Source organism: Propionivibrio sp. (assembly GCF_016790145.1).
Lineage (GTDB): Bacteria > Pseudomonadota > Gammaproteobacteria > Burkholderiales > Rhodocyclaceae > Propionivibrio.
In genome coordinates, this window is sequence record NZ_JAEUOI010000102.1 from 1 (window position 1) to 15,265 (window position 15,265).

Below are 15,265 nucleotides of genomic sequence, written 5' to 3' on the forward strand. Positions count from 1 at the left end.
ATGCGATAGAGTTGCTGCCGAGCGAATGCGTTCCATCGCTGTCATCTTTTGGCATGATTCCATGCTTGTAAGGAGCAGAAGAGAAATGTTTGTTGATCTTCTTGGAGCTAGGACTGCAACAGGGGGAAAATCGGCATGCGACTGAGTATCTTTCAGTGGCAGTCGCTCAAGACAAGGATGACCCTGTTCACTTTGTCTGTCTTCCTGGTCGGCATCTGGTCGCTGGCTTTCTACGCTAGCCGGATGCTGCGCCAGGATCTGGAATATCTGCTGGGCGAACAGCAGTTCTCGACGGCTTCGATCATCGCCGCGCAACTCAATCAAGAATTCGATGAGCGCTTTAGATCGCTGGAAACCGTTGCCGGAAGCGTTACGCCGGACCTGCTGGGCAAACCTGCGGCCGTACAGGCGCTTCTGGAACAGCGCCCGCTTTTTCAGAGAGCATTCAACGCGGGCAGCTTCGTCACCGGGATTGACGGCATCGTTATCGCTTCCCTGCCGCTCTCGGCCGAACGCTTCGGCGTCAATTACATGGACAGGGATTTCATGGTCGCTGCGCTCAAGGAGGGGAAATCGACGATCGGCCAGCCGGTATTGGGCAAGAAGTCCTTGGCTCCGGTTTTCGCCATGGCGGTGCCGATTCGCGATGCGCAGGGCAAAGTGATCGGCGCCCTGGTCGGAGCGACCTACCTGGGCGCGCCCAGTTTCCTGGACAAGATATCGGAAAACCGCTATGGCAGAACCGGCAGTTATTTGCTGATTGCGCCGCAGCACAGGCTGTTTGTCACCGCCACTGACAAGAGCCGCATCATGCAGGCACTGCCTGCACCCGGCATCAATGCGATGCACGACAAGTACATGCAGGGCTATGAAGGGTATGGCGTAGCCACAAACTCCCGTGGTGTGGAAGAGCTGTCGGCGGCGAAAGGCATTCCGCTGGCCGGGTGGTACGTCGTCGTCGTGCTGCCTACCGCAGAGGCCTTTGCTCCGATTCGCGCCATGCAGCAGCGCATGCTGGTGGCCACACTCTTCCTCACCCTGCTGGCAGGGGCTCTGGTCTGGTGGATATCCTCCTGGATTTTAAGACGCCAGCTCTCTCCGCTGCTGGCTGCCACGAAATCGCTGGATACCATGTCCGCAGCCAGCCAGACCCTGCTTCCCTTGCCTCTCGCCCGGCCCGACGAAATCGGCCAGCTCATCGGCGGCTTCAACCGCCTGCTGGAAACCCTGAGTCAACGAGAAACAGCATTGCGCGAGAGCGAGGAACGGTTCAAGGCGCTTCATGATGCCTCCTTCGGCGGCATTCTGATCCATGATAAAGGCATCATTCTGGACTGCAATCATGGGCTCTCGGAGTTGACCGGATACACCCGCCAGGAGCTTGTCGGGATGGATGGACTCCAACTCATTGCGCCAGAATGGCGTGAGCAGGTCATGAGTAATATTCAAAGCGGAGTGGCGACAGCCTACGAAGTCGAAGGTCTCTGCAAGGATGGCACCCGATACCAACTTTTCATTCGTGGCAAGAATATCCCTTACAAAGGACGTACTGTCCGGGTGGTCGAATTCAGGGACATTACCGAGCGCAAACAGGCCGAGGCAAAACTTCATCTCGCCGCCAGCGTCTTCATCCATGCCCGTGAAGGCATCATGATTACTGCGGCAGACGGGTCAATCATCGACGTCAATGACGCATTCACCAGCATCACCGGGTATGAACGCGACGAAGTCCTCGGTAAAAACCCGAGACTGCTCAACTCAGGTCGTCACGACAAGGAATTCTATGCCGCCCAGTGGGCTGAACTGATTGAAAAAGGCCACTGGTACGGTGAAATATGGAACCAGCACAAGAACGGTGACTTGTTCGCCGTGATGGAAACCATCAGTACCGTGCGTGATATCCAGGGTAAAACCCAGCACTATGTCGCGCTGTTCTCAGACATTACCTCGCTCAAGGAATACCAGAAGCAGCTTGAGCGCATCGCCCACTATGACGTACTGACCGCGCTGCCCAACCGCGCGCTACTCGCAGACCGACTGCGCCAGGCCATGGCTAATGCCCAGCGGCGTGGACAGCGGCTGGCCGTGGCCTATCTCGACCTCGATGGTTTCAAAGCCATCAACGACAAGCATGGACATGGGGCGGGCGATCAATTGTTGATGACGGTGGCCGCGCGCATGAAGCAGGTACTGCGCGAAGGCGACACACTCGCCCGGCTCGGGGGCGACGAGTTCGTCGCTGTGCTGCTCGATTTGGCCAATGTCGATACCAGCGCCCCGATGCTTAACCGGCTTCTTGTTGCGGCCGCGCAGCCGGTGCATGTCGACGACCTTGTGCTGCAGGTTTCGGCCAGTCTCGGCGTCACCTTTTACCCGCAGGCGGAAGACGTCGAAGCCGACCAGCTTCTGCGTCAGTCCGACCAGGCCATGTATCAGGCCAAGCTGACCGGCAAAAACCGGTATCAGGTCTTCGACGACGATCTGGATCGTAGCGTCCGCGGCCATCACGAAGGACTGGAGCACATCCGCCGCGCCCTGAACGAGCGCGAGTTCGTGCTTCATTTCCAGCCCAAGGTCAACATGCGTATCGGCAGGGTGGTCGGTGCCGAAGCGCTTATCCGCTGGCAACATCAGGAAAAAGGCCTGCTGCCACCGGCCGCTTTCCTGCCGGTGATCGAAGATCATCCGCTGGCTATCGAACTCGGCGAATGGGTGATCGAAACTGCGCTGACACAGATGGCACGCTGGCAGGCGGCCGGACTGGACATCCCGGTCAGCGTCAATATCGGCGCCCGCCAATTGCAGCAGGCGAATTTCGTTGAACGCCTGCAAGTGATTCTGGCGGCGCATCCTGAGTTCAAGCCGGGCGACCTGGAACTGGAGGTACTGGAGAGCAGCGCGATGGAAGACCTGTCCGGCGTATCGCAGGTCATTGAGGCCTGCCGGGAGTTCGGTGTCGGTTTTGCTCTGGACGACTTCGGAACCGGTTATTCCTCGCTGACCTACCTGAAACAGCTGCCGGTAACCCTGCTCAAGATCGACCAGAGCTTCGTGCGCGACATGCTCCACGACCCGGATGATCTGGCCATTCTGGAGGGCGTACTCGGTCTGGCTACCGCCTTCCGCCTCCAGGTCATCGCCGAAGGCGTGGAGACCGGCGAGCAACAGGGAATGCTGCTGCGCCTCGGCTGCGATCTGGTCCAGGGCTTCAGCATCGCGCGGCCGATGCCGGCAGATGAAATGCTCAAGTGGTCGGCCGCCTGGTTCCCCGATCCAGCCTGGAGCAAGTTGCCACCCATCCCTCGTGACGATTTACCGCTGCTTTTTGCCGGCACCGAGCACCGTGCCTGGGTTGCCTCCATGGAAAAATACCTTGATAACAAACGTAGTGCTCCGCCTCCACTGGATCACCAGCAGTGCCGTTTTGGCGCATGGATGGTAAACGAAGGCCGAGCCCGCCATGGCACGCAGCAGGCCTTCCAGCGCATTGAGCCCTTGCACCGGGAGGTGCATGCGCTGTCGGCGGAGTTGTGCGAACTCAAGGCGCGAGGCCGGAGCGCTGAAGTGCTGGAGAGGCTTGGCGAGCTCCATTCCCTGCGGGACGCCTTGCTTGCGCAGTTGAATCTCCTGGTGCAGGACAGCGGATCAGCGGTCTCACCTGCGCTTCGGAACCAGCCGGCAAGGCAGGAGGTGCAGGCGCCTTGATGCACTATGCCCGGCAAGCCAATGTTTATGCGGCTCCCTCAGCATGCTTTGCGGGTGTGGCTTATTGAAAGCGCTTCAAAGCGCCAGATACGCTCAGGAATAAGCACTCAAGGTATCCAATAAGCGAGTTCAACTTTAGCGCCCAACCGTTCAGGTCGTCCGCGACAGTAACTACTCGGGTGCCTGGAATGTCCCGACCTATTGATGAGGTATTGAAGAACTTACCTACCTTGACCGCTCAACGTTACCGTGATCGACGAGCTGATAACACTCTGGGGTACGTTGCAGTGAAACATCGGTGCAGTCAGATAGGCTGCAAGAAAATTTCCTGGATATGCAAGCGCTCCTGACACAGAATAGTCCCAATTCAGGCCAGCTATTCTCATCTAACGGGGTTAGCCGGGTAGTAAAGTTTTGTGAATAAACGCCGATAAAAGTGGCATCCTTATTGAAGAATCAGAAAATGCCAGTGAAAATTCCAACTGAAGTTTTACTTCCTTATCTCAGCGAAAGCGACAACAAAACCTTATCTGAGGACAAAGGAGCTCAACCGGTCGACAGTTCGGCCAAGCTACGTGCCACCTTGTCGAACTCATTATCGAAACAGAGGCATGCCCTGGAGGAAACCCTCAAGCGCGTTGAGCAGGGTAAGAATGGCCAAGAGAATCATACTCGTAGCGGCGCTCAAAAGGCCGGCGCGGAACGTCGGCAAGAGCAGCGCAGGAAGGAAAAGCTACCCGTACTACTCGACACCCGCCTGTCACGTAGTCGTCGCAAATCCGCCCGGGACCCGGCAATCGACTGCAAGATCTGATTTCGTTACGCACCGGCAACCCGCTTTAAACAACGATCGTCTGTGCCTCGCCGTCTGCACGCGCTTCTATGCGCCCAATCTCGAGCGCATTCTCGCCGGCCGCATGTAACAGATGCAGCGCCTGTTGCACGTGCTCGCTGGCAACAATAACGACCATGCCGATACCGCAATTGAAAACGCGGTGCATTTCGCTTTCGACGATGTTGCCTTCGCTCTGCAACCACTGAAAAAGTCTGGGACGCAGCCAGCTCGACTGCTCGATGACGGCCTTGACGGCCTCTGGTAAAACACGCGGAACGTTTTCCGTAATGCCGCCGCCGGTGATGTGTGCCATACCCTTGACCGGCAGCGCAGCAATAAGCGCCAGCAACGGTTTTACGTAGATGCGCGTCGGCGCCATGATGGCGTCGGCCAGCGTTCGAGTTTGCGTTCCCTCAACATCGAAAGCAGCGGCCAGAGCGGGGTTCGAGCGCGCGATGATCCTGCGCACCAGCGAATAGCCGTTGGAGTGGGCACCGGAAGACGGCAAGCCAAGTACCACATCGCCCGGCATGATGCTCTGGCCGGTGATGATGGCCGACTTTTCGACGACGCCAACGGCGAAACCCGCCAGATCGTATTCACCTTCCGGGTACATGCCCGGCATTTCAGCGGTTTCGCCACCGATCAGAGCACAGCCGGCCTGTTCACAGCCCTGGGCGATACCATGGATGACGCTGGCTGCCGTATCGACATCAAGCTTGCCGCAGGCGAAGTAGTCGAGGAAAAAAAGCGGTTCCGCGCCCTGCACCAGAACGTCATTGACGCTCATGGCAACGAGGTCGATACCGACCGTTTCGTGGCGTTTGAGCTCGAAAGCCAGCTTGAGCTTGGTGCCAACGCCATCGGTACCGGAAACCAGTACCGGCTCGCGATAACGCCTGGGCACCTCGAACAGCGCGCCAAAGCCGCCCAAGCCACTGAGTACGCCTTCGCGCAGGGTTTTCCTGGCAAACGGCTTGATGCGTTCGACCAGTTCGTCGCCTGCATTGATATCAACGCCGGCATCGCGATAGGAGAGTGATTGCTTCGATTGCTGAGTCATCGTGTATGTCGTCCCAAACGAGGCTTGCGCAGGCACTGTAGTGATAAAATGAAGAACTTTAGCTGCAAAAGACGGGATTTTATCCGAAATGGCCGTCTCGCGTGCTGACCGCACCCTTCCCTCCGCAACTTCCCAATGCGCCAACTGATCCTTGATCTATTACCGGAAGCCCCACCGAGCCTCGATAACTTTGTTGCCGGCGTCAATGGCGAAGTGCTGAGCAGTTTTGCTGCCTGGCTCGCACCGGACAGCCGCGAGCCTTCGCTGTTGCTATGGGGCGAGTCGGGCGCCGGCAAGACTCACTTGTTGCGCGCCAGCGCCGGCCAATACAGCGATGCTTTGGCCGACCCTGATCTGGCGATGATTGACGAAAGCGGGCGCTTGCACGCCGTTGATAACGTCGAAGCGCTGAGCGCAGTCGGGCAGATCGTACTTTTCAACCTTTTCAATGGCCTGCACGGCTGTCGAGGGCGCCTGCTGACTTCTGCCCGCCAGCCGCCGCTACAACTCTCGTTGCGCGAAGATCTGCGCACTCGTCTCGGTTCGGGACTGATCTACCGTCTGCAAACCCTCAGCGATGATGAAAAAATCGATGCACTGACGATGCAGGCCAGGGCGCGCGGATTATATCTGCCGCCGGAGGCGCTCGATTATCTCTTGGCACGCTCACCGCGTGACATGCGCAGCCTTTGCGGTTTTCTGGAAGCGCTCGACCGTTTCTCGCTGGAGCACAAGCGAGCCATCACCCTCCCCTTGCTGCGAGAAGTACTGCAAAACCCGCCGAATTGATGACTTACGGAAAGACACCCATGCAACTTGCCCTGTTTGACCTCGACAATACCCTGCTTTCCGGTGACAGCGATTACGAATGGACACAGCACCTGATCAGCAAGGGCGTTCTCGAGCGTGATGCTTTCGAGCTACGGAACAGCGAATTCTTCGCGCAGTACAAGGCCGGCACGCTCGACATCTACCAGTTTCTCGATTTTCAGTTGGCTTCGCTGGCGCAAAATTCGCGTGCCGATCTGGACACCTGGCACGCTGAATTTATGGCCACGCGCGTACGACCCATGCTGGACCAGAAGGCGCGCGACCTAGTCAAGAGACATCAGGACCAGGGCGATCTGTGCGCTCTGGTGACCGCTACCAACAGCTTCGTCACCGGCCCGATCTGCCGCGAACTGAACATTCCCCACCTGATCGCCACCATTCCGGCGCAGGTCAACGGCCAGTTCACCGGCAAGCCGCGCGGCACCCCGGCCTACCGTGAAGGCAAGGTCACCCGTGTCGAGGACTGGCTCGAATCATTGGGCTTGTGGTGGAGCTGTTTCGAGCGAAGCTGGTTCTACAGCGACTCGCTCAACGACCTGCCGCTTTTGTCTCAAGTCAGCGACCCGGTGGCCGTCGATCCGGACAGTATCCTGCGCGCCCATGCCGAAGCCGCTGGTTGGCCCATCCTGGAATGGCATCCCAGGTAAAAATGCCAGGAGAAAAATTTCACCACCTGACCACAAAAGGAGACAGGTTTCACCAGCAAAAGCATGACTGTGAGTGGTGCTCCCTGGGGCTCCCGGTTCTTCCTTTATTCTCTCTGGTGACCTGGCGGCTTATCTTAGCAAGTTGACTAACAACTCATCCACACTAAGTAAGCTACTGATTTCCACCGGAAATTCGGCTATCATTACGCATTTTTGCTGTGCCGCAACATGACAAGAAACGAGTGATGATTCGCAAATTGATAACCCGTGTCTTCGGACGCAAGACGCCTGGTGCGCCCGGCGAGCCAGCCGTCATCGGCGTTGGCAGGCACGGCATCCGCCGCGACGACATCAGCAACGGCAGCCGGCGCACCGTCGAAACACTGCAAGAACAGGGCTACAAGGCTTATGTTGTTGGAGGAGCGGTGCGCGACCTGCTCGCCGGTATCACGCCCAAGGACTATGACGTGGCCACCAACGCCACGCCGGAACAGGTGCGCCACTGCTTCCGGCGCTCGCGCATCATCGGTCGCCGTTTCCAGATCGTGCATGTGATGATGGGCGCCGAGACCATCGAGGTCACCACTTTCCGTGGTCACCATGATCAACTTGGCGGCAACAAGTCGCATACCGACGATCAGGGACGGGTGCTGCGCGACAACGTTTTCGGTAGCGAGAAGGAAGATGCGGCGCGGCGCGATTTTACGGTCAACGCCCTGTACTTCGACCCGGTCTCGGAAACCATCATCGACTATCACCACGGCGTGGCTGATCTGAAACAGAAAACCCTGCGCATGATCGGCGACCCGAAAACCCGCTACCGTGAAGACCCGGTGCGCATGCTGCGCGCCGTTCGCCTGGCCGCCAAGCTCGGTCTGACCATCGACCCGGAGGCCAGCCGGCCGATTCGCGAGATGTCCGAGCTGATCGAGAACGTTCCGCCCTCGCGCCTGTTCGACGAAATGCTCAAGCTGCTGACCTCCGGTCATGCTGTGCAATGCGTGCAGCAGTTGCGCGCCGAAGGCCTGCACCACGGACTGTTGCCGCTGCTCGACGTGATTCTCGAACAGCCGCTCGGCGAGCGCTTCGTGATGCTGGCGCTGGAGAGTACCGACCGCCGCGTGCGCGAGGGCAAGCCGATCTCGCCCGGATTCCTCTTTGCCACCCTGCTCTGGCACGAAGTCCTGGCCAAGTGGGAAGCCCTCATGAGCCGTGGTAGCGAAGGCGAGACCCCGACCCGCGTTCCGGCCCGCATCCCGGCCCGCATCCCGGCCCTTTTCCTGGCCATGGACGAAGTGCTCGACGTACAGGCTGAGAAACTCGCCATCACGCGCCGCATCGCCGGTGACATCAAGGACATCTGGGCACTGCAACCGCGTTTCGAGCAGCGCTCGGGCAAACGCCCCTACGGCGTCCTTGAACAGCCGCGTTTCAAGGCGGCATACGACTTCCTGCTGCTGCGCGCCGAATCGGGCGAAGTCGATGGCGAACTGGGAGAGTGGTGGACCCAATTCATGAATCGTGACGGCGATGCCCGTGCCGCCATGTTGCTGCCGCCCAAACCGGATGAAAAGAAAAAGCGCAGGCGGCGCAAGCGCAAACCAGCCACCGTTGAACCGGAATAAGCTCATATGCTGACCACCAAGCCGCTCAGCTCAGCAAGGGGCACCAGGATGACTAACCTCTTTCCTGGTGAAACTTCTTGAACTTCAAATCCCGGTGATGAGATTTGTTCGTGAGTTTGCCAATGCACCTTGCCCACGTTGCTCTAGGCGCCAATCAGGCCGAACCGCTCGCTCAGGTACGCGCCGCTCTGGAGGCGCTGAAGCGACTACCGGAATCCCGCCTGCTGCGTGCCTCGTCGCTGTACCGCACGGCGCCGGTCGGCATTCGCGGTCAGCCCGACTTCATCAACGCTGTTGCCAGCCTTGAGACAACACTTACGCCGCACGCGATGCTCGCCGCCCTGTTCGATGTTGAAGCCCAATTCGGGCGCCGGCGTGATTTCCACCATGCACCCCGCACGCTCGATCTCGACCTGCTGCTCTACGAGGCGCAGATCATCGACAGCCCGCAGCTCCAGTTGCCGCATCCGCGCATGCATCTGCGCGCCTTTGTCATCGCACCGCTGCTTGAAATCGCCCCGGACTGCTGCATCCCCGGTCGCGGTCGCGCTGCAGCCTGGCTACCGGCGCTGAGCCTGCAGCGCATTGAAAAGCTGAGGCAATGAAATTCCCGGTGATCTGGCAAACCGTGCTGCTGCTTTCCGCCTCGAACGTCTTCATGACATTCGCCTGGTACGCTCACCTGAAGCACCTGATCGATCGGCCCTGGTGGATTGCGGCGCTGATCTCGTGGGGAATCGCACTTTTTGAATACCTGCTGCAGGTACCGGCCAACCGCATCGGTCACAGCAAACTTTCACTGGCCCAGCTCAAGATCCTGCAGGAAGTGATCACGCTAACCATTTTTATCCCCTTTGTCGTTTTTTACATGCAGCAGCCGCTCAAACTTGAGTATCTTTGGGCGGCTCTGTGTATCCTAGGGGGTGTTGACACTCATTTCGTGGAACGCGTTGCCGCGAGGGGGCGGTGGATGCTAGGCGCGCGCCACCGCCCGCACCGGGGTGCGGGCACGGCGAGCAACAACACAGACGCCGCCCCCTCGCGGCAACCCTTCGGGACGGCCTCTGTGCGGGCGCATCGCAGCGTTGCGGCGGCTGGCCTGGCACCAGCCAGGCGGCGGCGCCGCGCCTTGCGCTGCATCCCGCACAGAGGCCGTCGCGCCCATGAAATGAATGCCAACACCCCCTAGGCGCAGTATATTTCGTTTTCCGCACATGAAAAAAAATCTGCTCGATTCGGCGCGTCACATCATTGTCGAAGGCCCCATTGGCGTCGGCAAGACCAGCCTTGCCCGACGCCTTGGCGAACACCTGGAAGCCGAGTTGCTGCTGGAGCAACCGGAAACCAACCCCTTCCTCAGCCGTTTTTATCAGAACCAGGAACGCTACGCGCTGCAGACGCAGCTTTTCTTTCTCTTCCATCGCCTCGACCTGTTGCGCGACCTGGCGCAGCCTGAACTCTTCCCGCGCACCGTGGTCAGTGACTTCCTGCTTGAGAAAGACCCGCTGTTTGCCGCCCTGACCCTGAATGAAGACGAGTACACGCTCTACCGCCAGATCTATGATCGCGTTTCCTTGCCGGCTTCTGTCGCACCCGATCTGGTGATTTACCTGCAAGCCAGGCCTGAAACACTGGTTTCCCGGGTACGAAAACGTGGTATCGACATGGAACGCAAGATCAGCGACGACTATCTGATCCTTCTCGGCGAAAGCTATACGCGCTTTTTCCACAATTACGAGGCGGCGCCGGTAATGGTGGTCAACTCCGAAAATCTTAATTTCGTCGACAGTGCCGACGATTTTCAACTGCTCGTCCAGCGCATCGAATCCATGCGTGGGCATCGCGAATACTTCAACCGGGGGGATTGATCCATGTCCGTACATTCGGCAACACGACGACTCACGCAGCTTGATCTGGCGAAAATGCGGACGGCCGGAGAAAAAATTGCCGTTCTTACCTGTTACGACGCGAGCTTCGCGCATCTGTGCGATGCAGCCGGCGTTGAAGTACTGTTGATTGGCGATTCGCTGGGCATGGTGCTGCAGGGTCACGACTCGACGCTGCCGGTGACGCTTGCCAATGTGGCTTACCACACCAGCGCCGTGGCGCGTGGCTGCAAGCGTCCGCTGATCATTGCCGACATGCCTTTCGGCAGTTTCCAGGAAAGCCCGCAACAGGCTTTTCGCAATGCCGTGCTGCTGATGGCGGCTGGCGCGCAGATGGTCAAGATCGAAGGCGGTGTGGGCATGGCCGAAACAACACTCTTCCTGACCACACGCGGCATCCCGGTGTGCGCACACGTCGGCCTTACACCGCAATCGGTTCATCAACTGGGCGGCTACCGCGTGCAGGGCAAGGATGATACCGGAGCGGCAAAACTGCTGGCCGATGCTCTCGCCCAGCAGGATGCCGGCGCCGGACTGATCGTTCTCGAAGCCATCCCTTCGGCGCTGGCGGCCGAGGCAAGCAGACAACTGTCGATTCCGAGCATTGGTATCGGCGCGAGCAAGGCCTGCTCTGGCCAGGTGCTGGTGCTGCACGACATGCTCGACATCACGGCCGGCAGGAAGGCGCGCTTCGTCAGGAATTTCATGGCCGGCCAAACCTCGATCGCCGCCGCCGTCGCCGCCTATGTTGCAGCGGTCAAGGACGGCAGCTTCCCGGGACCGGAGCATTGTTACTGACCAACCTTTAACCGCCTTAAACGCAGAGACCGCAGAGTCGCAGGGTACGCGGAGAAAACCCAAGTATTCTCCCCTCACTGCATACTCTGCGTCTCTGCACTCTCTGCCCCCAGGGGGGTTTCCTACGGGGCACGTCGAAAAAGGTTCAAAACCCATGCAAATTCACTCCTCTATAGCCGACCTGCGCCCCGCCCTGAGAAACTGCGGCCGCATCGTTTTCGTCCCGACCATGGGCAATCTGCACGCCGGCCACATTGCGCTGATGACGCAGGCACAGGCGCACGGCGATACCGTCGTCGCCAGCCTTTTCGTCAATCGCCTGCAATTCGGACCGAACGAAGACTTTGACAAGTATCCTCGCACCTTTGCCGACGACTGCGAGAAGCTGGAGGCAGCGGGCGTCGATATGCTGTTCGCGCCAGGCGAGCGCGATCTTTACCCGGAAGAACAGCAGTACCAGGTCGACCCGCCGGATATTCAGAACCAGCTTGAAGGCGAATTCCGTCCGGGCCATTTCCGCGGTGTTGCCACCGTCGTACTCAAGCTTTTCAATATCGTGCAGCCGCAGGTTGCGGTGTTCGGCAAGAAGGACTACCAGCAACTGATGGTTCTGCGCAACATGACTCGACAGTTGGCGCTACCGATTGAAATCGTCGGTGGCGATACGGTGCGCGCCGAAGACGGTCTGGCGCTCTCCTCGCGCAACGGCTATTTGTCAGCAGCCGAACGTGCCGAGGCGCCGCGCCTGTACCGCGTCCTGAGCGAAATCCGCACAGCCGTGCGTGGTGGCGAACAGAACTTTGCGAAACTCGAACAGGCCGCCGTTGTCCAACTCGACAGTCACGGCTGGCAAACCGATTATGTTGCAGTGCGACAGCAGTCCGATCTGCAAGTCCCGCAGGCCGGAAATGATTCATTGGTGGTGCTTGCAGCCAGCCGGCTTGGAATACCCCGGCTCATTGATAACATTGAAATTTAAACACTGCAACATGGTCGTTGACAGGCGGAGATTTGCCGCTACAATGCACTTCCCTCAACACTACTTGCACGGGCAAAACCATGCAGAGAACGATGCTGAAGTCGAAGTTGCACCGCGTAACGACAACGCACGCCGAGCTTCACTATGAAGGCTCATGCGCCATTGACGACAACCTGCTCGACGCGGCCAATATCCGCGAGTACGAACAGATCGATGTCTGGAACGTCAATAACGGCGAACGATTCACGACGTATGCCATTCGTGGCGAGCGTGGGTCGGGCATCATCTCGGTCAATGGTTCGGCTGCACGCCGCGCCTCACCGGGCGACATCCTGATCATTGCCAGCTTTGCAGTCTATAACGAAGTTGAACTCTCCAAGTACGCACCGGCACTGATCTACGTCGACGCGAAAAACCGCATCGTGCGCCAGGGCAACGGGATTCCAGCGCAAGCCGCGGCCTGAACCGGCTTCCCGTTCGTTTTGCCCCATAAAAAAAGCCCTGGCGGGCGAACCGGCCAGGGCTTTTTGTTGCCCGCTTGAATTAGTGCTTGCTGGCTCCCGAAGCGCCGAATCCCGTCTGGGCCCGGATGTACTGGTCTTCGAAGGCGTCGATTTCCCGCTTTGCCCTGGCGCTCGAATCGGTCTTGGAGAAGACGTAGGCGAGCAGGAAGGCCAGCGGCATGGCGAACAGGGCCGGTTGGCTGTAGGGGAACAATGCCACCTTGTTGCCCAGCACATCGACCCACACCGACTTCGACATGACGACGAAGGCAACGGCGGAAAAGAGGCCGCCATAACCGGCGAACAGAGCACCGCGGGTGGTCAGCCCCTTCCAGTACATGGAGAGGATGAGGACCGGGAAGTTGCCTGCCGCCGCCACGCCGAAGGCCAGGCCGACCATGAACGCCACGTTCTGCTTCTCGAACAGTATGCCGAGAATGATGGCGACAATGCCAAGGCAGATGGTGGCGAGCTTCGAAACGCGGATCTCGGCCGCTTCCGTAGCCTTACCCTTCATGATGACGCGGGAGTAGAGGTCATGCGAGATCGCCGAGGCACCCGCCAGAGCCAGACCGGAAACCACGGCCAGGATGGTAGCGAAGGCAACTGCGGCCATGAAGCCGAGCAGCATGTCGCCGCCGACCGCCTTGGCCAGATGCATGGCGACCATGTTGCCGCCGCCGATCAGCTTGCCACCGATAACGCCACCTTCAAAAAAGTCCGGATTCTGGCCGACGATGATGATCGCGCAGAGACCCATGATGAAGATCACGTTGAAGAAGTAGGCGACGATACCGGAAGCGTAAAGTACCGACTTGCGCGCTTCCTTGGCGTCGGTTACGGTGAAGAAGCGCATCAGGATGTGCGGCAGGCCGGCGGTACCGAACATCAGCCCAAGACCGAGCGAAATGGCGTTGATCGGATCGGCCAGCAGACCCCCCGGTGTCATCAGCTTGAGTCCAAGCTTATGCACGGACGTCGCCTTTTCCATCAGGGTAGTAAAGGAAAAACCGAACTGGCTGAAGGCCAGCAGCATGGCCAGTGTACCGCCGGTGAGCAGCATGCAGGCCTTGATGATCTGCACCCAGGTCGTGGCGACCATGCCGCCGAAAGTCACATAGACCATCATCAGTATGCCTACACCGATAATGGCGATATTGTAATCGAGGCCGAAGAGCAGTTTGATCAACTGGCCGGCACCCACCATCTGGGCGATCAAATAGAAGCAGACGACGGTCAGCGAGGAAATGGCCGCCATGGTGCGTACGCTGCCTTCATCCAGGCGGAAGGCGGTGATGTCGGAGAAGGTAAAACGACCGAGGTTACGCAGGCGTTCGGCCATCATGAACAGGATGACCGGCCATCCGGCAAAGAAGGACAGCATGTAGAGGTAGCCGTCAAAGCCACTGCCATAGACCAGTGCCGTCAAACCCAGCAGCGTGGCCGCCGACATGTAGTCCCCGGCAATGGCCAGACCGTTCTGTCTGCCGGTGATACCGCCACCGGCAGTGTAAAAATCGGCCGTGGACTTGGTACGACTGGACGCCCAGTAGGTGATTCCCATGCTTAACGCCACGAACAGGCAGAACATGATGATGGCGTGCCAGTTGGTGGGCTGCTTTTCGAGCGCACCCTCGACCGGCGGACCGGCATAGGCCATGGCGCTGAGCGCAAAAAGCCCGAGCGTGTTAAATAGTTGAGTCAGGTAGCGCATTATTTGTCCTCCTTGCGGGCTTGCTTGATGACTTCCTGGGTCAAAGCGTCAAATTCGCTATTGGCGCGCCTGACGTACAAAGCCGAGAGTAACCAGAAGAAAATGAACAGGGAAAGTTCAACGGCAACGCCCACCGTCAACATCGAACCTTCGCTGACAGGCTTGCCCATAACGGCTGGGAAATAGGCTACTGCAAGCACAAATCCATAAAACAGGGTGAGAACAATAAAAGTTAGCGTCCAGGCAAAGCGTCCCCTGGTGACGACAAGTTCCTGGAACTTCGGATTGACCCGCAACCGCTCATAAATTTCAACACTCATGGTGCTACCCCTCCTTCCAAAAAATTCAGCATCTTTCAAAAAGTTGGGGATCATATACGGGATTTCCGAAATATGGAATCCATAAAGGATTAATAAATTTTTGGTAATGATTCAGCCATTGTGAATGTTATTTTCTGCTGCGCCTGTCTTTGCACTTGCCCGTTGCCCCATCTGCGGTCATTTTCGCTACAATGAGCGGTTAGATTCGCTCGACACAGGGCAAGCGATACGAAGAATATCCATCCGCAACGACGCATCAATACCATTCCCGCAAGCCAATTTTCATTAAGAAAGGATCACTTCCCCATGGAACGTATTTTCAATTTCAGTGCCGGACCCGCCGCTCTCCCGCGCGAGGT

The 15,265-nt window shown here is 58.4% G+C and carries 13 protein-coding genes and 1 pseudogene; 11 read left to right on the plus strand and 3 right to left on the minus strand.

Annotated elements, in window-relative coordinates; translation table 11 throughout:
* The first annotated feature begins 135 nt into the window (after positions 1-135).
* The gene (locus tag JNM42_RS08955) at positions 136-3,705 is read left to right on the plus strand and encodes an EAL domain-containing protein (RefSeq protein ID WP_294268465.1); all 3,570 of its coding nucleotides are present in this window, start codon (positions 136-138) and stop codon (positions 3,703-3,705) included.
* A 463-nt stretch (positions 3,706-4,168) separates the two neighbouring features.
* Positions 4,169-4,519 (plus strand): hypothetical protein, encoded by a 351-nt coding sequence (locus JNM42_RS08960; protein ID WP_294268467.1) that lies wholly within the window; start codon positions 4,169-4,171, stop codon positions 4,517-4,519.
* Positions 4,520-4,544: 25 nt separating this feature from the next.
* On the opposite strand, the gene purM is transcribed toward JNM42_RS08960, so the two are convergent.
* On the minus strand, positions 4,545-5,603 hold the full coding sequence (gene purM, locus JNM42_RS08965; protein WP_294268468.1) for a phosphoribosylformylglycinamidine cyclo-ligase: 1,059 nt from the start codon (positions 5,601-5,603) through the stop codon (positions 4,545-4,547).
* A 135-nt stretch (positions 5,604-5,738) separates the two neighbouring features.
* Between purM and hda the strand changes: the two genes are divergently transcribed.
* From hda to panD, 9 genes and pseudogenes are all read left to right on the plus strand, one after another.
* The gene (gene hda / locus JNM42_RS08970; RefSeq protein ID WP_294268470.1) at positions 5,739-6,392 is read left to right on the plus strand and encodes a DnaA regulatory inactivator Hda; all 654 of its coding nucleotides are present in this window, start codon (positions 5,739-5,741) and stop codon (positions 6,390-6,392) included.
* A gap of 20 nt (positions 6,393-6,412) precedes the next feature.
* Positions 6,413-7,081 (plus strand): HAD family hydrolase, encoded by a 669-nt coding sequence (locus JNM42_RS08975; protein WP_294268472.1) that lies wholly within the window; start codon positions 6,413-6,415, stop codon positions 7,079-7,081.
* A 245-nt stretch (positions 7,082-7,326) separates the two neighbouring features.
* Positions 7,327-8,706 carry a polynucleotide adenylyltransferase PcnB gene (gene pcnB / locus JNM42_RS08980; RefSeq protein ID WP_294268473.1) on the plus strand — a complete coding sequence of 460 codons (1,380 nt, stop codon included), beginning with the start codon at positions 7,327-7,329 and terminating at the stop codon, positions 8,704-8,706.
* A gap of 122 nt (positions 8,707-8,828) precedes the next feature.
* The gene (gene folK, locus JNM42_RS08985) at positions 8,829-9,311 is read left to right on the plus strand and encodes a 2-amino-4-hydroxy-6-hydroxymethyldihydropteridine diphosphokinase (protein ID WP_294268484.1); all 483 of its coding nucleotides are present in this window, start codon (positions 8,829-8,831) and stop codon (positions 9,309-9,311) included.
* A pseudogene (locus JNM42_RS08990) lies at positions 9,308-9,655 on the plus strand (DMT family protein); the annotation flags it as partial. The gene folK and the pseudogene JNM42_RS08990, both read left to right, overlap by 4 nt.
* 277 nt (positions 9,656-9,932) lie before the next feature.
* Positions 9,933-10,574, plus strand: coding sequence for a deoxynucleoside kinase (locus tag JNM42_RS08995; RefSeq protein ID WP_294268485.1), 642 nt, complete (start codon positions 9,933-9,935; stop codon positions 10,572-10,574).
* Between the two features lie 3 nt (positions 10,575-10,577).
* Positions 10,578-11,390 (plus strand): 3-methyl-2-oxobutanoate hydroxymethyltransferase, encoded by an 813-nt coding sequence (panB, locus tag JNM42_RS09000; RefSeq protein ID WP_294268475.1) that lies wholly within the window; start codon positions 10,578-10,580, stop codon positions 11,388-11,390.
* A 154-nt stretch (positions 11,391-11,544) separates the two neighbouring features.
* Positions 11,545-12,369: a pantoate--beta-alanine ligase gene (gene panC, locus JNM42_RS09005; RefSeq protein ID WP_294268477.1), complete on the plus strand. Its 825-nt coding sequence runs from the start codon at positions 11,545-11,547 to the stop codon at positions 12,367-12,369.
* An 80-nt stretch (positions 12,370-12,449) separates the two neighbouring features.
* Positions 12,450-12,833: an aspartate 1-decarboxylase gene (panD, locus tag JNM42_RS09010; protein WP_366504428.1), complete on the plus strand. Its 384-nt coding sequence runs from the start codon at positions 12,450-12,452 to the stop codon at positions 12,831-12,833.
* Between the two features lie 79 nt (positions 12,834-12,912).
* On the opposite strand, the gene JNM42_RS09015 is transcribed toward panD, so the two are convergent.
* The gene (locus tag JNM42_RS09015; RefSeq protein WP_294268481.1) at positions 12,913-14,586 is read right to left on the minus strand and encodes a cation acetate symporter; all 1,674 of its coding nucleotides are present in this window, start codon (positions 14,584-14,586) and stop codon (positions 12,913-12,915) included.
* On the minus strand, positions 14,586-14,960 hold the full coding sequence (locus JNM42_RS09020) for a DUF485 domain-containing protein (protein WP_366504429.1): 375 nt from the start codon (positions 14,958-14,960) through the stop codon (positions 14,586-14,588). Before JNM42_RS09020 ends, JNM42_RS09015 begins: the two co-directional genes overlap by 1 nt.
* Between the last annotated feature and the right edge of the window lie 305 nt (positions 14,961-15,265).